The 19,168-nt window shown below is 63.7% G+C and carries 19 protein-coding genes and 1 pseudogene; 13 read left to right on the forward strand and 7 right to left on the reverse strand.

The window, feature by feature from the left end; all coding sequences use genetic code 11:
- Window positions 1-8: 8 nt before the first annotated feature.
- The 12 genes and pseudogenes from AC0L3K_RS25800 to AC0L3K_RS25855 all read left to right on the forward strand — a co-directional run bounded on the left by AC0L3K_RS25800 (window position 9) and on the right by AC0L3K_RS25855 (window position 10,827).
- Window positions 9-446: an SRPBCC family protein gene (locus AC0L3K_RS25800; RefSeq protein ID WP_473367124.1), complete on the forward strand. Its 438-nt coding sequence runs from the start codon at window positions 9-11 to the stop codon at window positions 444-446.
- 5 nt (window positions 447-451) lie between these two features.
- Window positions 452-901 carry an SRPBCC family protein gene (locus tag AC0L3K_RS25805; RefSeq protein WP_473367125.1) on the forward strand — a complete coding sequence of 150 codons (450 nt, stop codon included), beginning with the start codon at window positions 452-454 and terminating at the stop codon, window positions 899-901.
- A complete protein-coding gene (locus AC0L3K_RS25810) occupies window positions 898-1,716 on the forward strand; it encodes an FAD binding domain-containing protein (protein WP_473367126.1) in 819 nt (272 codons plus the stop codon). The genes AC0L3K_RS25805 and AC0L3K_RS25810 overlap by 4 nt, the downstream gene beginning before the upstream one ends.
- Window positions 1,717-1,721: 5 nt before the next feature.
- Entirely contained in the window at window positions 1,722-2,198 is a 477-nt protein-coding gene (locus tag AC0L3K_RS25815; protein ID WP_473367127.1) for a (2Fe-2S)-binding protein, read from the forward strand.
- A gap of 11 nt (window positions 2,199-2,209) precedes the next feature.
- Window positions 2,210-3,805, forward strand: a complete 1,596-nt coding sequence (locus tag AC0L3K_RS25820; RefSeq protein ID WP_473367128.1) for a xanthine dehydrogenase family protein molybdopterin-binding subunit — start codon at window positions 2,210-2,212, stop codon at window positions 3,803-3,805.
- A gap of 1 nt (window position 3,806) precedes the next feature.
- On the forward strand, window positions 3,807-4,829 hold the full coding sequence (locus tag AC0L3K_RS25825; protein WP_007593027.1) for a xanthine dehydrogenase family protein molybdopterin-binding subunit: 1,023 nt from the start codon (window positions 3,807-3,809) through the stop codon (window positions 4,827-4,829).
- 7 nt (window positions 4,830-4,836) lie between these two features.
- Window positions 4,837-5,718, forward strand: coding sequence for an AAA family ATPase (locus AC0L3K_RS25830; protein ID WP_007593028.1), 882 nt, complete (start codon window positions 4,837-4,839; stop codon window positions 5,716-5,718).
- Window positions 5,715-6,836 (forward strand): vWA domain-containing protein, encoded by a 1,122-nt coding sequence (locus AC0L3K_RS25835; protein ID WP_473367129.1) that lies wholly within the window; start codon window positions 5,715-5,717, stop codon window positions 6,834-6,836. Before AC0L3K_RS25830 ends, AC0L3K_RS25835 begins: the two co-directional genes overlap by 4 nt.
- Entirely contained in the window at window positions 6,833-7,717 is an 885-nt protein-coding gene (locus tag AC0L3K_RS25840) for an amidohydrolase family protein (RefSeq protein ID WP_354127588.1), read from the forward strand. The genes AC0L3K_RS25835 and AC0L3K_RS25840 overlap by 4 nt, the downstream gene beginning before the upstream one ends.
- Before the next feature lie 41 nt (window positions 7,718-7,758).
- Window positions 7,759-8,607, forward strand: a complete 849-nt coding sequence (locus AC0L3K_RS25845; protein ID WP_473367130.1) for an MBL fold metallo-hydrolase — start codon at window positions 7,759-7,761, stop codon at window positions 8,605-8,607.
- A 17-nt stretch (window positions 8,608-8,624) separates the two neighbouring features.
- Window positions 8,625-10,199, forward strand: coding sequence for an isochorismatase family protein (locus AC0L3K_RS25850; protein ID WP_007593033.1), 1,575 nt, complete (start codon window positions 8,625-8,627; stop codon window positions 10,197-10,199).
- 3 nt (window positions 10,200-10,202) lie between these two features.
- Window positions 10,203-10,827: pseudogene (locus tag AC0L3K_RS25855) on the forward strand (FMN-dependent NADH-azoreductase).
- A gap of 24 nt (window positions 10,828-10,851) precedes the next feature.
- Here AC0L3K_RS25855 and AC0L3K_RS25860 read toward each other — a convergent pair.
- Genes AC0L3K_RS25860 through AC0L3K_RS25885 form a run of 6 tightly spaced genes read right to left on the reverse strand, consistent with a single transcriptional unit; the run spans window position 10,852 to window position 16,717 of the window.
- Window positions 10,852-11,901 carry a LacI family DNA-binding transcriptional regulator gene (locus AC0L3K_RS25860; protein WP_007593037.1) on the reverse strand — a complete coding sequence of 350 codons (1,050 nt, stop codon included), beginning with the start codon at window positions 11,899-11,901 and terminating at the stop codon, window positions 10,852-10,854.
- Window positions 11,898-12,542 carry a ThuA domain-containing protein gene (locus AC0L3K_RS25865; RefSeq protein WP_219684414.1) on the reverse strand — a complete coding sequence of 215 codons (645 nt, stop codon included), beginning with the start codon at window positions 12,540-12,542 and terminating at the stop codon, window positions 11,898-11,900. The genes AC0L3K_RS25860 and AC0L3K_RS25865 overlap by 4 nt, the downstream gene beginning before the upstream one ends.
- A 10-nt stretch (window positions 12,543-12,552) precedes the next feature.
- Complete coding sequence (locus AC0L3K_RS25870; RefSeq protein ID WP_354127585.1) at window positions 12,553-13,650, reverse strand: Gfo/Idh/MocA family protein; 1,098 nt, start codon at window positions 13,648-13,650, stop codon at window positions 12,553-12,555.
- A 22-nt stretch (window positions 13,651-13,672) separates the two neighbouring features.
- A complete protein-coding gene (locus tag AC0L3K_RS25875) occupies window positions 13,673-14,521 on the reverse strand; it encodes a carbohydrate ABC transporter permease (RefSeq protein WP_219684416.1) in 849 nt (282 codons plus the stop codon).
- On the reverse strand, window positions 14,514-15,455 hold the full coding sequence (locus AC0L3K_RS25880; protein ID WP_473367137.1) for a carbohydrate ABC transporter permease: 942 nt from the start codon (window positions 15,453-15,455) through the stop codon (window positions 14,514-14,516). The genes AC0L3K_RS25875 and AC0L3K_RS25880 overlap by 8 nt, the downstream gene beginning before the upstream one ends.
- Window positions 15,456-15,457: 2 nt before the next feature.
- On the reverse strand, window positions 15,458-16,717 hold the full coding sequence (locus AC0L3K_RS25885) for an extracellular solute-binding protein (RefSeq protein ID WP_219684417.1): 1,260 nt from the start codon (window positions 16,715-16,717) through the stop codon (window positions 15,458-15,460).
- A gap of 164 nt (window positions 16,718-16,881) precedes the next feature.
- Between AC0L3K_RS25885 and AC0L3K_RS25890 the strand changes: the two genes are divergently transcribed.
- A complete protein-coding gene (locus AC0L3K_RS25890) occupies window positions 16,882-17,640 on the forward strand; it encodes an SDR family NAD(P)-dependent oxidoreductase (protein ID WP_007593048.1) in 759 nt (252 codons plus the stop codon).
- 34 nt (window positions 17,641-17,674) lie between these two features.
- On the opposite strand, the gene AC0L3K_RS25895 is transcribed toward AC0L3K_RS25890, so the two are convergent.
- Window positions 17,675-18,823: an ABC transporter substrate-binding protein gene (locus tag AC0L3K_RS25895; RefSeq protein WP_219684424.1), complete on the reverse strand. Its 1,149-nt coding sequence runs from the start codon at window positions 18,821-18,823 to the stop codon at window positions 17,675-17,677.
- Between the last annotated feature and the right edge of the window lie 345 nt (window positions 18,824-19,168).

Consider the following 19,168-nt stretch of genomic DNA (forward strand, 5'->3'; position numbering starts at 1 on the left):
GTCGCACCATGGCGCGGGTCTACGTCTCAACCGTCGTCAACGCGCGCAACGACCGCGTCTGGGCGCGGGTACGCGACTTCAACGGTCTGCCGAACTGGCATCCTGCGATTGCGGAAAGCCGTATCGAGGGCGGCGAGCCCTCTGACAAGATCGGTTGCGTCAGGGATTTTCGCCTGCGCAACGGCGATCGCATCCGGGAAAAGCTGCTCGGCTTGTCCGATTACGACATGTTCTGCACCTACTCGATCCTCGAATCCCCGATGGGGGTCGAGGAGTACGTCGCGACGCTTCGGCTGACGCCGGTCACGGATGGCGACCAGACCTTCATGGAATGGACCGCGGAGTTCGACTGCGCACCCGAGCGGGAGGCGGAGCTCGTCGCAAATATCGGCGGCGGCGTGTTCCAGGGCGGCTTCGACGCCCTCAAACGCCAGTTCGGAGGCTGAGCGCCGTGCCGCATATCGTCAAGAGCACGATCCTGGATGCACCGACCGGCTCCGTGTGGGCCGTGCTGCGCGACTTCAACGGGCACGATCGCTGGCATCCGGCGGTCGCGACCTCCACGATCGAGCGCGCGCAGGCCTCGGACAAGATCGGCTGTGTCAGGCGCTTCAAGCTGCAGGACGGTTCGGAGCTGCGCGAGCAATTGCTGACGCTGTCGGATCTGGAGCAGACCTTCAGCTATTGCCTGCTCGATACGCCGGTTCCGATGTTCAACTACGTGGCCCACGTCCGCCTGCTGCCGGTGACCGACGGCGACCGCACCTTCTGGCACTGGGAATCCCGCTTCTCGACACGGCCGGAGGACAAGGACCGGATCACCCACATGGTCGCCGAAGATATCTACCAGGCGGGATTCGAAGCGATCCGCCGGTACCTCAAGGAGGCTGTGTCAACATGACTGTGACGGTGAAGACCTTCACGAGCTCGAGCGAGGCCGCCGCCGCGCTGTCGTCCGATCGCAACGCACGCTATCTCGCCGGCGGCACGCTGGTGATGCGCGCACTGAACGAAGGCGACATCTCGATCTCGACCGTCGTGCGCGCCAATGACCATGCCTTGACGCGCATCGACCCCTCAGGCCCGCGGATCACACTGGGTGCTGGCGTAACATTCGCCCGGATTCTGGGCGAGCGCGACCTCGCTTTCCTACACGCCCCTGCCCGCTCGATTGGTGGCCCGGCGGTGCGCAACATGGGTACGGTGGGCGGCAATCTGTTCGCGCCCAACCCCTATGGCGATTTCACCGTCGCCCTGCTTGCGCTCGATGCCACCGTGGCCCTGCAAGGCGGCTTTGGATCGCGCGACATTCCAATTGAGGAATTTTTGCAGTCACGTGAAAGGCAGGCAGGCTCGCTAGTGCTGTCGGTGTCCTGCACGCGACCGACCAGCGCAGCGGCTTTCCGCTACCGCAAGATCGCACGGATCAAGCCCAAGGGCGGCTCGGTCATCACGCTCGCCGCATATCTGCCTATCAGTGGCGGACGGATCGCCGGGGCACGAATTGCATTGGGATCGATGGCGCCGACGCAAATACGTGCGCGGGCGGCCGAACGCGCTCTGGAAGGTCGCTCGCTGGATGCCGCAACCGTTGCGGCCGCAGCCTCTGCAGCCGTGGAAGGAACATCGCCGTCCGACAACGCGCTCGGCAGCGCATGGTACCGCCGCGAGATCGTCGGCGTCCATCTGCGTCGTCTTCTCTTGGGTCAGGAATAGATCGTATGGCCAAGACTGCCCTGCAATTTCGTCACAACGGCAGCGATGTCGCCATTTTCGTCGATGGCGGCACCAACCTGCTCGTCGCGCTTCGCGAATTGATCGGCGACATGACGCCGAAGTTCGGCTGCGGCCAGGGCGGCTGCGGTACCTGCAGCGTCCTGATCGATGGCGACCTCCATCTCTCCTGTCTGACGCTAGCCGAAACCGTCGCCGGCCGCTCCGTCGAGACGCTGGATAGCCTGAAGCAGGGACCCAACCTCCACCCGCTGCAGCGCGCCTTCGCCGAGAATTTTGCCGCCCAATGCGGCTATTGCACGCCGGGCATGCTGATGGCTGCCAAGGCACTGCTCGATCGCAATCCCTCCCCGAGCCACGCCGAGATCGTCGAGGCAATCTCCGGCAACATCTGCCGCTGCACCGGCTACGAGCCGATCATCAACGCCATCCTCGCCGCTGCCGGCGGCCGGGTGAGCGCCTGAAGGACCAGATCATGCTGGAACTGCGCAAAGACATTTTCGCCGACGAGCGCGACGACGATCTCAAGGAGATCGGCAAGGGCACACAGCGCCAGGACATGCTCGGCCATGTCACGGGCACATCGAGCTATTTCAACGACCACAAGCTCCAGGGCATGCTGCACCTGAAAGTCGTCCGTTCGACCCATTCGCACGCAAGGATCCGGCGGATCGACACAGCCGACGCTGAACGCTCAGCCGGCGTGCGCCGGATCATCCGCGGCTCGGACGTGCCCCGCAACCTCAACACACTTTTGAGCCTGATCAATTTCGGCAAGGACGACGAGCCGTCGCTGGCCGTCGACAAGGTCCGCTACAAGGGGGAGCCAATCCTAGCCATCGTCGCGGACAGCGAGCGCGAGGCTTTTGAGGCCATTGCGAAGGTACGGATCGACTATGAGCCGTTGCCGGCCGTGTTCGACGTGGAAGATGCGCTGAAGGCGGGCGCGCCCGTCGTCAACGATACCTATCCGAAGAATGCCTTCATTTATCACGACAGATACGACCACCAAAAGCTCCGCTTCGGCGATGCCGATGCCGCACTCGCGACCGCCGATCACGTGCTCGAACAACGCTACCAGATGTCACCGATCGAGCACGCGCCGACCGAAACCAACGGGTCGATCGCGGCGCCCGACACCAACGGCCGCTATGTCGTCTATACCTCGACCCAGGCGTTGTTCTTCTCGGTCGACACCTGCGCCAAGATTCTCGACGTCCCCTCGAACACCTTCCATTTCATTGGCGGCACCGTCGGCGGCGGCTTTGGCGGCAAGGTGGACACGCTGACCGAACCTTTATGCATCCTGGGTGCGATGCTGACGGGACGTCCCGTGCGCTACGTGTTCGGACGCGAAGAAGAGATGCAATACGGTCCGCCGCGCGGCGCCGAGCGCATCTACATCAAGGATGGCGTGATGCGCGACGGCCGCGTCGTTGCGCGAAAGATCCGCGCATATTTCGACAGCGGTGCATATACGCGGCTCTCGAGCTATGCCGCGGTGAAATGCGCAGCCCACCTGCCAGGACCCTACACCATCCCTAACGTCTATGGCGACGTCTACTGCGTCTTCACCAACCGTACGCCGGCAACCGCGATGCGCGGCTTCGGCGTCACCGCCATGGATTTTGCGATCGAGTGCCAGATGGACAAGCTCGCGAACCTCGTCGGCATGGATCCGATGGAGTTCCGCATCCTCAATGCCTATCGCGACGGCGACATGAAGGCGCACCGGCGCGAGGCCAAGAACACGGCGCTGATCGAGTGCGTCCAGGTAGCTGCCGAGAAAGCGAAATGGCCGATCCGCGACGAGTTCAAGCGTGCCTCCTCCCGCAAGGACGGCGGCGGCAGCCGCGCCGTCATCCCGCGGACGCCTGCCGACACCAACGCGCGGACAACCGCGCCGGCGCCGCAGCGCACGAGCTATGATCGCCTTCCAACGGCCGCGTCGCGCGAACCGCCGCGCGAGCCCCCACCGCCCGCGCCCTCCCCGCCGCAGCCACCGCGACCGGCATCGCCCTCGCACGGGGCGGGTCGATTCTCATCCGTGTTCGGCACCAGGAGGCGTTGAGATGACCCGACATCGCGGACGCGGCATCGCGTCGGTCAATTATCCCATCGGCATGAATCTCGGCGGCGATCCCAGCCAAGCCCTGGTCCATTCCAACCCAAGCGGCAAATTCACCGTAGCGCTGTCGTCGATTGATCTCGGCCAAGGCATGAAGTCGGTCACGCGGCAAATCTGCGCAGAGACGCTCGGCGTGCCCGTCGAGGACGTCTATGTCGACACCGCCGATTCCGACACCGGTCCGCATTGCATGGGCTCGTTCGCTTCGCGCGGCACCCATCGCGTCGGCAATGCCGTGATGGCGGCGGCGCGCGAGGCGCGCGGCGTGATGATGGAGGCCGCCGCAGAGGAACTCGAGGTCAACGCCGCCGATCTCGAAACCGACGGCCGGGGCAACATCCACGTCAAGGGCGCGCCGCACCGCTCGATCTCCACCAAGGACGTCGCCATCGCGGCGCAGTTCAAGCAGGGCAAGACCATCTCTGGCCGTGGCATCTTCCTGGTTCCTCTGTCCAATGTCGATCCGGAAACCGGCGAGATGTCGCCGGCGACCTGCTACGCCCATGCCTGTCTTGTCGCCGAGGTCGAGGTCGACGACGAGACCGGCGAGGTCACGATGATCCGCATGGACTCTGCCTATGAGCTCGGCCGCGCGCTCAACCCGCGGCTGGTCGAGCAACAGCTCGTCGGCGGCGCCTGGATGGGCGTCAGTCACGCGCTCTACGAGACGCCTGAACCCTATTATCCCGACCCTGTCCACGGCCCTCGCGACTTCGTCGAATATGTCATGCCCGGTCCTGGCGACATCTGCCCACACGACATCGCCGTGTTGGAACGCCCCGCGCCTGATGGCCCCTTCGGTGCCAAAGGCCCCGGCGAAATGTGCGCGAATCCCGTATTGCCGGCCGTCGCGAACGCCATCTTCAACGCCGTCGGCGTTCGCATCGACGATCTGCCGATTACGCCGGAGAAGGTGCTGCGCGCGATCAAGGCCGAGGGCGGCGCGCGCCCTCAGGCGCGGCGCTGAGGTCTCGATGACCGTCCGCAGCAACATCGCCGGCATCGACAGCCCCGAGGCACTGGAGAAGGCGCTTCGGGCCGCCTATTACCTCGCCGACGAGGGGCTGGCGACCGCGGCCTATCTCGGGCTGGCGCTGGGCAAACCACTGCTGGTCGAGGGTGCGCCGGGCGTCGGCAAGACCGAGGCCGCCAAAGCCATCGCCGCTGTCCTCGGCCGCCGCCTGATCCGCCTGCAATGCTACGAAGGCATCGATGCATCCGCCGCACTCTACGAATGGAACTATCCGCGCCAGATGCTCGCCATCCGCCAGGCCGGCGATGAGAGCATCGACATCTACGGCGAAACCTTTCTGATCGAGCGACCGATGCTGGCGACACTGCGCGCGCCTGACTCGACTGTGCTGCTGATCGACGAAATCGATCGCGCCGACCAGGAATTCGAAGCCTTCCTGCTCGAGTTTCTGTCCGACTTTCAGATCTCGATCCCGGAGCGCGGCACGGTGCGCGCTTCTGAGCGCCCGGTCGTCGTCCTCACCTCAAACCGCACGCGGGATCTTCATGAAGCGTTGCGGAGGCGGTGCGTCTATCACTGGATCGACTATCCCTCGGCGGAGCGCGAAGCCCGCATCGTGATGATGCGGGCCTCCAGCGTCGCCGAGGGGACCGCGCGGGCCGTCGTCGCCGCCGTCGAGAAGCTGCGACGCGAGCCGCTCAGCAAGGCGCCCGGGATCGCCGAGGCCGTTGACTGGGCTGAGGCCGCCACGCTGCTGCACAAGGGCGGCGCACGGTGGCCCGATGCCTTCAGGCGCTCGATTGGGGTTGCCCTGAAAGACGAGGAGGATCTGCATTTCATTTCGCCGCGCCTCGACGCCCTGCTGGCGGAGGCCTCTGCATGAGCGCCGAACCCGAACTGCCGCGCGCTGCGCGTGTTTTCATCTCGTTCGTCGGCTTGTTGCGAACGAACAGGTTTGCCGTCGCACCGGAACAGACGACCTCGTTCCTGGCCGCGATCCAGTTGCTCGGTCCCCGCTGCCTGGAAGACATTCGGCAGGCGGCCCTTGCAACACTGGCCCCTCCACCGGAGCGTCGCGCAACGTTCGACCGGCTGTTCGATCTGCACTTTCGCGGAAACGAGGCAATCGAGCGCGTCGATGACGGCGAGGACGACGAGACAGTTCGGCTCCAAGAGGAGGCCCGTGGAAACGACGAGCCACTGTTGTCGGACGAAGCCAATGAGTCCGGTCTCGCAGCTGCGCGCGCCGAAGCGCTGGTCGAGCGCCGCTTTGCGCAGCTCTCCACCACCGATGCGCTGCGCCGGCTGTCCCGCGAGGCGCCCAGGCGCCTGCCGAAGCGGCGCGGCCATCGCCGCATGCGGGCTCGCAGCGGACCCTACGCGGATTTGCGCCGCACTCTCCGCGACTCCATTCGCAGCGACGGCGAAATCCTCCGGCTGGGACGTTTGAAGCGGCGGCACCGCCCACGCAAGGTGTTGCTTCTGATTGACGTCTCCGGCTCGATGAAGACGCGCACCGAAGAGAATATGAAGTTCGCGCACACGCTGGTGCAGGCGGCACCCAATGTCGAGGTCTTCACCTTCGGCACGCGGCTGACCCGCATCACCCGCCCGTTGCGTCTCAAGCGCCGCGAGCAGGCGCTCAAGGCCGCGGCCTATGTGGTCAGCGACTGGGACGGCGGCACCCGGATCGGCGAGGCGCTTCAGGCCTTTCTCGCCGTGCCCCGCTTTGGCGGATACGCGCGAGGAGCTGCCGTGATCATTATTTCCGACGGCCTGGAGCGGGGCGAACCCGACGCGCTGCGCGATGCGGTCGCGAAACTATCGCGCCGTGCGTGGCGCGTGAGCTGGCTGACGCCGCTCGCGGCCGGTCCCGGCTTTCGGCCGCAGACCGAAGCGCTGGTCGCGATCGAGCGCTTCGTCGACGACCTGGCCGATGGTGGATCGAGCGCGTCGATCGTCGCGCATGTGCTGGCGCTGGGACAGAGGAGAGTTGCGTGACGGACATCGTCGATGGGCACCATCATATCTGGCGCCAGGCTGACCTGCCCTGGCTGGTCGGTCCGATGCAGCCGCGCATCTTCGGTCCATACGAGCCGATCCGGCGCGATTACCCGATCGGGGAATATCTCCGCGACCTCGAAGGCAGCGGCGTCACCCGCTCAGTCTATGTCCAGACCAACTGGGCCAATGACCGCTTCGAGGACGAGGCCGCCTGGGTGCAGCAGACCGCCGAGGAGCACGGCTGGCCGCATGCCATCGTAGCTTACGCCGACTTTTCAGTGGATGACGTGCGTCCACAGCTCGATCGCCTGAAGCGCTATACCCTCGTACGCGGCGTTCGCATGCAACTGCATTGGCACGAGAACCCGCTTTATCGCTTCGCCGCGCGGCCGGATCTCTGCACCGATCCCGTGATCCAGCGCAACATCGCCCGCCTTGCGGATTATGGCTGGAGCTTTGACCTTCAGGTGTTCACGCCGCAGATTCCGGACGCCGCGCGCCTTGTGGAATCTTGCCCGAAGGTGACCTTTATCCTCCAGCACGCCGGCATGCTGGAGGACCTTTCACCCCCAGGCCGCGCTGCGTGGCGCGCCGGCATGGCCCGCCTCGCCGCATGCCCGAACATCGTGTCGAAACTGTCGGGGCTCGGAACCTTCATCCACCGCAACGACCCCGCGCATATCGCGTCCGTCCTGACCGATACGATTGCGATCTTCGGCGCCGAACGCTGCCTGTTCGGCTCGAATTTTCCGATCGAGAAATTGTGGACCAACTACCGCGAATTGATTGATGCATTCCGTGTCGCCGCGGCGCCGCTACGCGATGATCAGCGCGAAGCCGTTTTCAGAACCACTGCCATGCGCGTCTATCGGCTCTGAGCGCCGAGGAAACAACGAGAACGGACACAGGGAGGGACGGAATGCCGCTGGAGATCAAGATTCTGGACTATGGCGATATTGAGCTGGAATCGAGCTTTTTGGTTCTCGGCCGCGATTGCGGCCGCACCCGCCGCGTCCTCACCCTCGGTTTCCTGATCCTCGGCGGCAAGTATCCGGTGGTGGTCGATACGGGTTACCGCTCCAACCAGATCATGGAAACGCTGGGCATGCGCGGCCTGCAGTATCACGAGCACATGATCGAAAACCAGCTTGCACGGCACGGCGTGCGGATGGGCGATGTGCGCTTCGTCTGCCACACCCATCTGCACATCGACCACGCCGGCAAGGACGATCTGTTTCCGATGAACACGACTGTCGTCCTCAACCGTCGGGAGCTTGAATACTCCGTGTCCGGCCTGATGCATCCGCAATATCCGGCGCCGGATATTAAGCATCTGATCGACCGTCTGCACACCAAGAGTGCCCTGCGCTTTCTCGACCTTGAGATCACAGGTCCCATCGAGCTGATGCCGGGCGTCTACTGCGACGCTGCGAATGCGCATACCGAGGGCTCGATGAACATCATCGTCGAAACCGCCGACGGCATCGCCACAATTTGCGGCGACGTCATCTATGATTTCAACGACCAGATCGTAACGCCCTTCAACGAGATCCACGACTGGGAGCCGCGCACCACCGGCAATCACGGCACCACCAAGCGCGCCGAGAAGACCGCCATCAAGAAGCTGCTCAGCAATTCGCGATATCTGCTGCCGGTCCATGACCGTCCCGCCAAGATCGAAGGTGGCAACGTCGTCGGCCGACTCCACGACCAGGTGCCTGGGCCGGTCGTGCAGTCCCTGCCCCAGCGCAACTGGTTTCCAGCCTAGACGCCAGAGGATGGATGATGACGCACGTCACCTTACGCTCCGAATTCGAGACCCTGATTGACCCCTACGCACCAGTCGCGCAGATCGGCACCGGTTTTGACTTCACGGAGGGACCGATCTGGCATCCAGTCGATCATTATCTGCTGTTCTCGGACATGCCGGCCGACGTGCGTCGGCGCTGGGATGCGCGGCGAGGCGTCGCCGAGGTCAAGCGTCCCTCGAACAAATGCAACGGCATGACCTATGACGCCGAACTCAATCTGATCGTTTGCGAGCACGCGACGTCGTCATTGATCCGCGAGCGGCCGGATGGGCGGCGCGAGGTGCTGGCCTCGCACTTTGGGGGACAGGAGCTCAACAGTCCCAATGACGTCTGCGTGCACTCCTCGGGCGCGATCTATTTCTCGGATCCCTGGTATGGCCGCATGCCGGTCTATGGCGTCGAGCGGCCAAGGCAGCTCGGTTTCCAGGGCGTTTATCGCGTGGTGCCCGGCGCCGAGCCGAAGCTCGTCGTGGACCGCAATCTGTTCGACCAGCCGAACGGGCTGTGCTTCTCGCCCGACGAGAAACTGCTCTATGTCAACGACACCGTACAGGCACTGATCCGCGTATTCGATGTCAACGGCGACGGCTCGCTGTCGAGTGCGCGTGTGTTCGCGAGCGGCATCCGCTCCGAGCTCGAGCCCGGCTTGCCCGACGGCATGAAGTGCGACCAGCACGGCAACATCTGGGTCACGGCACCCGGCGGCGTGTGGGTCTATTCGCCGCGCAGCGAGCTGCTCGGCAAGCTCCGCCTGCCCGAGCTTGTCGCCAACCTTACCTGGGGCGGGCCGGATTTCCGCACGCTGTACCTGACTTCGACGCACTCGGTCTATGCCATTCCCACCAAGGTCGGACCGCGCCACGAGCCCTATATGAGCGGCAAGCGAGGCGGCGGCACAGCGGCGGCCGGCTCTGCTTCCGCTGCACCCGTCCTCGCCGACGGCGAGATGCAGCTCGACCCGCGACGCTGCGCTATGATCATCCAGGACCTCCAGAACGACGTCATCATGGACGGTGGCGCCTTTGCCGATTCCGGCGCGCCCGGGCATGCGCGCCAGCAGCATGTCGTCGAGAACGTCCGCCGCGTGGCCGAAACCGCGCGGGCGCGCGGCGTCGCCGTCATCCATGTCTGGTTCGTCGTTGAGCCCGGCGCGCCCGGCGTGACTCTGAATGCGCCACTGTTCGAGGGTCTCGTCGACAGCAAGGCGATGGTGCGCGGAAGCTGGGGCGCGGCACCGGTTTCAGGTCTCGAACCACGGCCCGGCGATTTCGTGGTCGAGAAGGTGCGAATGAGCGCCTGGGAAGGCACGAAGCTCGAAACGATCCTGAGAGCCACCGGTCGCGACATGATCATCAACACCGGCGCCTGGACCAACATGTCGGTCGAGCACACGGCGCGGACCGGTGCCGACAAGGGCTACTTCATGATCGTTCCTGAGGATTGCTGCTCGACCATGAACGCCGATTGGCACGCCGCGTCGATCAACTTCGCCATGCAGAACGTCGCCGTCGTGACCAGGGCCGATGCGGTCATCAAAGCGCTGGGATGAGCGGTGGCGAAGCTCCTGCACCTGTCCTGCTCGCCCCGCGACGACTCCTGGTCAAGCGCCGGCGCCCGCGTTTTCCTCGATGGCTTTCGCCAAGCTCGGCCCGATTGGGACGTGGACGTCATGGATCTCTGGCGCGAGCGCCTGCCGGAGTTTTCAGGCCCTATTGTCGAGGCCAAATATGCACGGATGAAGGCGCAGGCCTTTAACGACGCGCAGCGGGACAGCTTCGCGGAGGCCGAGCGGATGGGTGCGCTTGGCGCTTGCCGAGCGGGTGTTGATTTCCACGCCCATGTGGAATTTCGGCATTCCCTATAAGCTCAAGCAATGGTTCGACGTCATCGTCCAGCCCGGGCTCACCTTCCGGTTCGATCCGTCGCTGGGGTATGTCCCGTTGCTGAAGGACCGGCCGACCATCGTCATCATTGCCAGTGGCAGCGATTTCGCCACCGGAATGAACCGCGGGCGCATCGACATGGCAACACCTTACCTGCGCGAAATTTTGCGTTTTGTCGGGATCAACAATGTCCGTTTCATTCCAATCGGACCAACCACCGGACCGCAACAGCCGATCGAGGCGGCCCGCGAACGCGCCCACCAACGTCTGGCCGCAATGGCCGCGAGCTTCTGATGCGCTCCGCAGGCGACTCAAAGGTTACGGCAGATTGTCCCGCAGAAAAATGTCGATGCGGATGCGCTCCTGGTCGGGGCTGATGGGCTCACCCGAACAATGCGCGAGCAGGACTCGCGCCGCAGACCGTGCCTCGTGGCCGGGATCCTGGTTGATGATAGCATCGAGCGCGCCGCGGACCAGGAAACGCCGTGTGTATTGAGTCAGCTCATGGGCAATCCAGACCACCTCGCGCGCGCGTCCCGAGGCCTCGAGCGCATCGGCGATGCCACGGTTGCCGGCGCCGCAGCAGTATATGCCGCGCAGATCGGGCTGGCGCGCGAGCAGTGCCGCAGTGAGCTCCCGCGTGCGCTCGCTGTCGTCGCGGCCCTCGATCACCGGCAGCGCGAGCAGGTTCGGATACTCGCTGGACAGGATCTGGTGGAAGCCGAATTGCCGCTCGGTGTGATCGCGCAGCGACAACGATCCCGCGATCACGGCCACCGTCCCCTCGCGACCAGTGAGGAACCGTCCCATCAGCGTTGCAGCGGTGCGGCCTGCCGCCGGGTTGTCGATGCCGACATAGTGCAGCCGGCGCGAGCTCGGCGCGTCCGACACAAGGGTCACCACAGCGACCCCGCGCGTGGTGAGTTCGTCGATCGCGGCGCGCACCCTGGGATGATCGAGCGCGATGACGGCGACGCCCTGATACACCGGCGAGAGATTTTCCAGTGCGGCAGCGAGTACGTCCGGATCGAACACGTCGACATGCAGGATATCAATGAAGCCGCGCTGGCCGGCGAGCCAGTCCGCGGTGCGCTGGACCTGCTCGGTCAGGTTGGTCATGAAGCTGTTGCTACCCGTCGGCAGCACAAAGGCAAAGCGGAACGTCTGCCCGCGGGCAAGCCGCGCGGCCGCGACGTCGGCTCGATAGCCGAGTTTTGCCACCGCGGCCTCGACCCGCGCGACGGTCTTGGCGCGCACGCCCTCGCGCCGGTTGACGACGCGGTCGACGGTGGCGAGCGAAACACCTGCCGTGCGCGCGACGTCCTCGAGCGTGGCACGAAGCACCGGCTGGGTCGCACCAGCATTCATTCGCGCGCCGCCCACAGCATGCCGCGGATCATCAACGTACGGATCTCCGGTACGTCGAGCTCGTAAGCGCGGTGGCCGAGCGAGGAATAGAACACCCTGCCCGCGCCGTATCGCTTCTTCCAGACCACGGGCATCACCACGCCCTCGATCCAGGGTGCGTGCTCGCCGGTGAAGGTCGTCGTCGCCAACACCTCGTTGGCGGGGTCGACATGCATGTAGTACTGCTCGGAACGATGCTCGAAACTCTTCAGGCCCTTCATGATGGGATCATCCGGCTTCGTCAAGTCGACCTTGTAGTCGATGATGTTGCCGGGATGCGCAACCCACTGCCCGCCGCACAGGAATTGGTAGTCGACAGAATCGCGGAAAGCGTCGCCCATGCCGCCATGATGGCCGGCGAGCCCGACGCCGCTACGGACCGCAGCGCAGAGATTGAGCGCTTCCGCCTTCTCGATCTTCGACATGGTGTAGATCGGGATGATCAGTGACAGGTCGTGAATCGCGGGATCGGCGAACGCGGCGGTGGTGGTTTCGATCCGCACCTCGAAGCCTTCAGCCTTCAGCCAGCCCCGGATCATCGAAGCACAGAGATCGGGATCGTGCCCCGGCCAACCGCCCCATACAATCATTGCCTTGCGCATGGTCATTCCCTCAGTCGATCTGTCCGGTTTCACGCCCGGCCGGCAGCATCGCCGGCCGTTCGACGCAGCTCTCGATCTTGACGCGTCGCCCTTCGTCGGCAGAGGTCTGGAACGCTTCCATCACCTCCAGCACGTGGAACGCGAGCGCACCGCTGGCACGATGCGGCCGGTTGTTCAGGATCGCGGAGGCCATGTCGGCGACACCGATGGAACGGAACTCGCCGTCGACATGACCGTGAGTCAGCGGCACCGGCTCCCACTCGCCGCCGGTCTTCGCGACCTGCACCTCGCCGCCGAAGCGGTTCGGGTCCGGTACCAGCATGCTGCCCTTGTCGCCATAGATCTCGATCGGCGCATGTCGGTGCTTGGGCACATCAAAGCTCATCGCGATCGAGACGACCGCCCCGCTCTCGAATTCGAGCGTGCCGGCGACATGGGTCGAAACTTCGACCGGGATCAGCGTTCCGTTCATCGGCTGGCTGGTGACCAACCGCTCGGATTTCGGACGCGCCGTCGAGCCCATCACGCTCGCCACCGGGCCGAGCAACTGCACGAGATCGGTGATGTAGTACGGGCCCATGTCAAGGATTGGCCCGCCGCCGCGCAAATAGTAGAAACCCGGCGCCGGATGCCAGCGCTCGTGACCGGGGCAGCCAAAGAACGCGCTACCGGCCACAGGCCTGCCGATCGCACCATCGTCGATCAACTTGCGCGCCGTCTGGTGCCCCCCGCCGAGGAACGTATCGGGCGCGCAGCCGACGCGAAGACTCTTCTGCGCGGCGAGCTCCATCACCTTGCGGGCTTCCGTGACGTTGATGCCGAGCGGCTTCTCGGAATGAACGTGCTTGCCGGCGTTCAGCACCGCGAGACTGACGTCGGTGTGGGCGAGTGGCACGGTGAGATTGATGACGATCTCAACGTCGTCCCGCTTGAGCAGTTGATCAACCCGCATCGCCGGCAGCCCGAAGGCGGCGCCTTGCCGCTCTGCGATGTCGCTGCGCATATCGGCGAGCGCCTTGATTTCCATGACCGGGAAGCGCTGGGCCGCCTTCAGATAAGCGGTGCTGATATTGCCGCAGCCGATGATGCCGATGCCGACTTTTCTCATTGTGATCTCCGTGAGGTGCCGTTCATCCCTTGACCGCGCCGGCAGTGAGGCCTGCGACGATGTGTTTCTGCGCGAGAAGGAAGATAATGATCGTCGGCAGGATGGTCAGTGTGATGAAGGCCAGGATCAGATGCCACTCGGACGAATACTCGCCCTGATAAACCATGATGCCGAGCGGCCAGGGATAGAGCGCGTCCGTGTTGAGCATCACCAGCGGCAACAGATAGGCGTTCCAGCTGTTGACGAAGGTGATGGTACCGACGGTCGCCAGGATCGGCCGCGACAACGGCAACGTCACATAGCGGAAGAATTTGATATAGCTGCAGCCGTCGACCAGCGCGGCTTCCAGCAGTTCGTACGGGATGTCCTTGAAGAAGCGCCGCAGCAGCAACACGCTCATCGCAAGACCGAAGGCCGCTTGCGGCAGGGCAACGCCAAAATATGTATCGAGCAATCCGAGATCGCGCACCTTGATGAAGAGCGGCAGCACCGCTGTCGCCGCCGGAAACAGCAGGCCCAGCGTCAGGTAGCTCAGCAGCATCGAGCTGCCGAAGAACCTGATATGGGCAAAGGTGAACGCCGCCATCGAGGCGACGATCAGGGTCAGGGCCACCGTGAGGGTCGAGATGATCAGCGAGTTGCGCAAGAGCTGCCAGTAACGCGCCGAGAACAGGATATCAGCATAGTTCTGCCACTCCCAGTGACGTGGCAGGCCGAACGGATTGACGCGCAATTCGCCGAGTGATTTGAAGCCACCGAACAAGGTCGCGAGCAGCGGCACCAGTACGATGATGGCAACGACGGCGAGGAACACCAGCTTGAACAGCATTGCGGGATCGAACGGCGCGCGGATGATCCTGGCGTTACTCATCGCGCATGAACCATCGCTTGTACGTGAAGGCAAAGGTCACACAGATCGCAAACAAAATGACACCGATGGCGCTGCCGTAGCCGACCCGCATGCGCGAGATGCCGTTGTTGTAGAGAAAGCTCACCATCGTGTTCGAGGAGTCCGCTGGCCCCCCGCGCGTCAGCGGCATCACGAGGTCGAACAGCTGCAGCGAGCCGACGATGGCGAAGAACACGGAGAGCCTTATCGTCGGATAGAGCAAGGGAATGACCACATGTCGCAGGGCTTGCGATCGGGTCGCGCCGTCGATGCGTGCCGCCTCGACCAGGCTCTTGTCGAGACTCTGGAGCGCTGCGATGAACAGCATCATGTGGAAGCCAAAGTACTTCCAGACGATCACGATCAGCACCGCCAGCATCGCCGTATCCGTCGAAGCCAGCAGATGCGGAGGCTCGGCGCCGAAGCTGCGCCAGATCGAAGCCACAAGGCCGTAGTCGCCATCATAGACGAAGCTGAAGATCAACCCGGTCGCGATCTCCGCCAGGATATAGGGCATGAAGAACAGCATGCGCAGCGCCACCGCCCCTCGAAAGCGCTCGGCGAGCATCAAGGCCAGCGTGAGCGCGAGCGGCAGCTGGATGGCGAGCGAAACAGCGATAATCAGCCCGTTGTTACGCAGCGCGAGCCAGAAGGCGCGGGTCTCCAGCACGAAGCGGTAATTGTCCAAGCCAATCCAGTTGGTGGGCCTGCCGAACCCGTTCCAATTGAAGCCCGAATACCAGGCTGCTTCGCCGATCGGCAGCACAACGAACAACGTGAACAACAGCAGCGCCGGCGGCAGGAACAGGATGAGCACCGTCAGCCTGCCGTCCCAAACCGGGCCACGGACCCTGACTTGCGGTACCATCTCGCCAGCAGCACCGATCGCCGACACGCTCGCGGTCCGCCGCGCCACCGTCAGTTGCCCTGCTTCCACGCCGCCTCGATTGCCTTGGCAGCCTCTTGCGGGCTCATGCTGCCGCCGGCGATCTCGGCCGTGACGTCGTTGACGACGCGGCCGACCGACGGACCCAGGCTCTGGTCATAGAAGTTCTGGTGGTAGTTCGAATTCGCCAGATTGGCGGCGATCAGCTTCATGAAGCTGTTGTTCAGCCCTGCGTCCGCGCCCTGCACCACCGGGATGATGAAGTTGCCGGCGGCAAGCCGCGTCTGCACCTCTTTGGAGACGAAGTATTTCAGGAAATCGACGGCTTCCTTCGGCGAGCCTTTCGTAATCAGCCAACCGGTGATGCCGCCGAGCGTATCGGTGGGCGCACCCTTGCCGCCGGTCACGACCGGGAAGTCGAACCAGCACATCTTGTCCTCGGTCAACCCGACCTTGTCGGCGGCGAGAGCGCGCTGCAGATGATAGACCGTGCTGATCGCCAGCGTCATCGCCGCCTTGCCGTCGCCGAAATAGCCGACCGCCTGCGGATTCTTGAAGCCCAGGAAGCCATTCTGGAACGGCTGGAGATCGACGAGCTGCTTGAACAGCTCGCCGGATTTCTGGAAGGTTTCCCCGGCAAAGCCGCCGTTCTCGCCGCGCAGCGCCGCATCGAACGCCGCCTTGCCGCCGATGCGCACAGCAAGATGGGTCCAGTAGAAGTGCAGTGGCCATTTATCGGCGCCGCCGACCACGATCGGGGTCACGCCGGCGGATTTCAACGCCTTCACGGCAGCAAGCAGATCGTCCCAGCTCTTGATCCCGGCAGGATCGACCTTCCCCTTGGCCATCAGCTCCTTGTTGCAGAGGAAGCCGACCTGCGAGAGCGCCGTGGGCAGACCATAAACGCGGCCGTTGCGGGTGAAGGCGGCGAGCGCCGCCGGCGTGAGACTGTCGCTGTAGCCCTTCACAGAATCGGTGATGTCGTCGAGCACGCCGGCCTCGATCTGCGTCTTCAGGACACCGCCCGCCCAGCTGTAGATGATGTTGGGCCGGTCTTTGGATTGGAGGATGGTCGGCAGCTTGGCCTTGTAGGCCTCGTTCTCGAGGAACTGCATCTCGACCTTGACGCCCGGATGCGACCCCTCAAAGGCGCGCGCAACCTCTTCCCAGATTTTGACCTGGGCCGGGTTGGCCTCGATGTGCAGCCACTTCACCGTCGTATCGGCCGCAGCGAGTTTCGCTCCGAGCAGGCATGCGACAACGGCCAGTCCCAGTTTCCCGAGCAGTCTCATCACATTCCTCCCAACGGCTTTTATTCTTTGGTGCAATCCTGCCTTCGATTTTTGAGGTACGCAACTAAAATTCTGATCTATGCACCTCACGAAGGAGGTCGTTAAGGTGAGCGCGAGAATCGGGCGGCGCGTCGCGCTGCCCCAACGCAAATCGAGGGATATCCATGGCTGCCGTTTATTCCGACCTCGCCGGCAAGGTCGTTCTCGTCACCGGGGGCGCATCCGGAATTGGCGCTGCGATCGTGCGGCGCTTCGCACAGCAGAAATCCAATGTCGTGTTCTTCGACATCAAAGTCGACGAGGGCCAATCCCTGGCACGCGAGCTGTCGGATCAAGGTCTTAGCGCGCGTTTCATGCGTGTCGATTTGACCGATATCGCCGCGTTGCGTGCCGGTGTCGCGGAGGCGCGCAACGTGCACGGCGCGATCAACATCCTCGTCAACAATGCCGCACATGACGAGCGGCACAGCACCGAGGAAATGACACCGGAATATTGGGACAACCGTGTCGCGGTCAACTTGAAGCACCAGTTCTTTGCTGCGCAGGCCGTGTTGCCGGACATGAAGGCGGCGAATGCCGGCGCGATCATCAATTTCGGTTCGGTATCGTGGATCGCCGGACAAGGCGGCATGGCCGCCTACACCGCCAGCAAATCAGGCGTCATCGGTCTCACGCGCTCCCTGGCGCGCGATTATGGCGCCTACAACATCCGCGTGAACGCGATAGCGCCGGGATGGATCATGACCGAGCGCCAGCTCGATAAATGGATGACGCCACAGGGCGAGGTCGAGCTGATGCAACGACAATGCCTGAAGCGCAAGCTCATGCCGGACGAGATCGCGAAGTTCACCATCTTCCTCGCTTCCGACGAGGCTTCCGCCTGTACAGCCCAGCACTACATCGTCGATGGAGGCTGGGTCTGAGGCGGAGCAGGCGAGATCGTGCATTGGCGCGCCGCTACTTTGCCAGGCGGAACTTCCCGCCTTCGACCTTGATCAGGAAGGCCGAGCGCTCATCATAGCCGTTGTGATCGGCCTTGCTCATGTTCGACAGCCCATTGTTGAGATAGATGTTCTGCCCTCGCTCGAGTGCGTCCCGCAGGGCCGCGCGAAATTCGATTGTGCCAGGCTTTGCCGTCTTCAGCGCATCCGGCGAAGCTTTTCCGATCAGCGCGACGACATCCCAGAGGTGAGCAGCGAACATGTTGGGCTTTTGCCCGTTTGCCGCTTCATACGCGGTCACGAACTCCTCCGTCGAGCGACGAAACGGATCTCCCGTGGGGAGGTCGGCGGCAATGGTAAAGGCCTCGCCCGCGAATACGGCACCTTCGACGTTCGCGCCACCAAGCTTGATGAATTCCTCACTGGCCACGCCGTGAGTCTGAAATATCTTCCCGGCGTATCCGCGCTCGCGGAGCGCCTGCTGCGGCAAGACCGCCGGAGTTCCCGCGGACGCGATGAAGACGGCATCCGGATTGGTCGACATCACCTTCAGCGCCTGACCGGTGACGCTGGTGTCGGCTCGCGCATAGACTTCGTGTGTGGTTACGGTCAGCCCCAGCGCGGGCGCGAGGCGGCTCACCTCCTTGTAGTAGCCCTCGCCGTAGCCATCCGAAACACCGATATAGCCGAGCGTCTTCACGCCTGAATTCGCGATATGCTTGAGGATGGCGGCCGCCATGAGGTCGTCATTGGGAACGACCTTGAAAGCCCAGGCGCGCTTCTCATCCATCGGTTGAACGATGGCGGTAGCGGCAGCGAGCGACAGCAGCGGCGTCTTCGATTCGAGCGCGACATCCAGCATCGGCATGGTCACCGGCGTCAGAGAGGAGCCGACCAGCACATCGACCTTGTCCTGGATCACCAGCCGGCGTGCGTTCTGGACCCCTTTTGTCGAATCCGACTCGTCGTCCAGGACGATATAGGTCACTTTCTCTCCACCGATCTCTTTCGGAAGAGCTGCAACCGTCTTGAGCTGCGGTTGTCCCAGTGCGGATCCCGGGCCACTTGCCGAAATCACAATTCCAATTTTGATGTCCGCGTGAGCCGCATTTCCATAAAGGACGCATGCCACAAGAAGCGAGGCTCGCGCGAAACCGATCTTCATGTCCTGTTCCTCCCTGTCCGCTTTGACGATTCCGCCGGCTGCGTCGGCGCCCCGGCTCGAGCTTGCAGTGCTCCCCACGACACCGTCGCCGCTCAAGAGGCATGTCGTCCGACATACGCGTTTTCTCCTGCGGTCCCGAGCAACCGGGCGGGGCCATGCTAAGCGGATCGCAGCAACGTGTCTGTCCCTAGCGTTAGGGACAAGTCATCGGTGCCCGAACCGGAATATTGGGGTTGGCGGACGCACCGCCGCGTTCTCGCGGCGAAATTCGCCCGAGCTTTGCTTGGTCATTCCACCCTCTTGTCCAAGAGGGCGCAGGGAAGGCCGGGTGCCGGCTGGCACCCG

This window comes from Bradyrhizobium sp. MI1.10 (assembly GCF_055811035.1).

Coding starts and splice junctions, on each gene's coding strand:
- AC0L3K_RS25800 (WP_473367124.1), top strand. CDS start 9: ATGGCGCGGGTCTACGTCTCAACCGTCGTCAACGCGCGCAACGACCGC.
- AC0L3K_RS25810 (WP_473367126.1), top strand. CDS start 898: ATGACTGTGACGGTGAAGACCTTCACGAGCTCGAGCGAGGCCGCCGCC.
- AC0L3K_RS25815 (WP_473367127.1), top strand. CDS start 1,722: ATGGCCAAGACTGCCCTGCAATTTCGTCACAACGGCAGCGATGTCGCC.
- AC0L3K_RS25820 (WP_473367128.1), top strand. CDS start 2,210: ATGCTGGAACTGCGCAAAGACATTTTCGCCGACGAGCGCGACGACGAT.
- AC0L3K_RS25825 (WP_007593027.1), top strand. CDS start 3,807: ATGACCCGACATCGCGGACGCGGCATCGCGTCGGTCAATTATCCCATC.
- AC0L3K_RS25830 (WP_007593028.1), top strand. CDS start 4,837: ATGACCGTCCGCAGCAACATCGCCGGCATCGACAGCCCCGAGGCACTG.
- AC0L3K_RS25835 (WP_473367129.1), top strand. CDS start 5,715: ATGAGCGCCGAACCCGAACTGCCGCGCGCTGCGCGTGTTTTCATCTCG.
- AC0L3K_RS25845 (WP_473367130.1), top strand. CDS start 7,759: ATGCCGCTGGAGATCAAGATTCTGGACTATGGCGATATTGAGCTGGAA.
- AC0L3K_RS25850 (WP_007593033.1), top strand. CDS start 8,625: ATGACGCACGTCACCTTACGCTCCGAATTCGAGACCCTGATTGACCCC.
- AC0L3K_RS25860 (WP_007593037.1), bottom strand. CDS start 11,901: ATGAATGCTGGTGCGACCCAGCCGGTGCTTCGTGCCACGCTCGAGGAC.
- AC0L3K_RS25865 (WP_219684414.1), bottom strand. CDS start 12,542: ATGCGCAAGGCAATGATTGTATGGGGCGGTTGGCCGGGGCACGATCCC.
- AC0L3K_RS25870 (WP_354127585.1), bottom strand. CDS start 13,650: ATGAGAAAAGTCGGCATCGGCATCATCGGCTGCGGCAATATCAGCACC.
- AC0L3K_RS25875 (WP_219684416.1), bottom strand. CDS start 14,521: ATGAGTAACGCCAGGATCATCCGCGCGCCGTTCGATCCCGCAATGCTG.
- AC0L3K_RS25885 (WP_219684417.1), bottom strand. CDS start 16,717: ATGAGACTGCTCGGGAAACTGGGACTGGCCGTTGTCGCATGCCTGCTC.
- AC0L3K_RS25890 (WP_007593048.1), top strand. CDS start 16,882: ATGGCTGCCGTTTATTCCGACCTCGCCGGCAAGGTCGTTCTCGTCACC.
- AC0L3K_RS25895 (WP_219684424.1), bottom strand. CDS start 18,823: ATGAAGATCGGTTTCGCGCGAGCCTCGCTTCTTGTGGCATGCGTCCTT.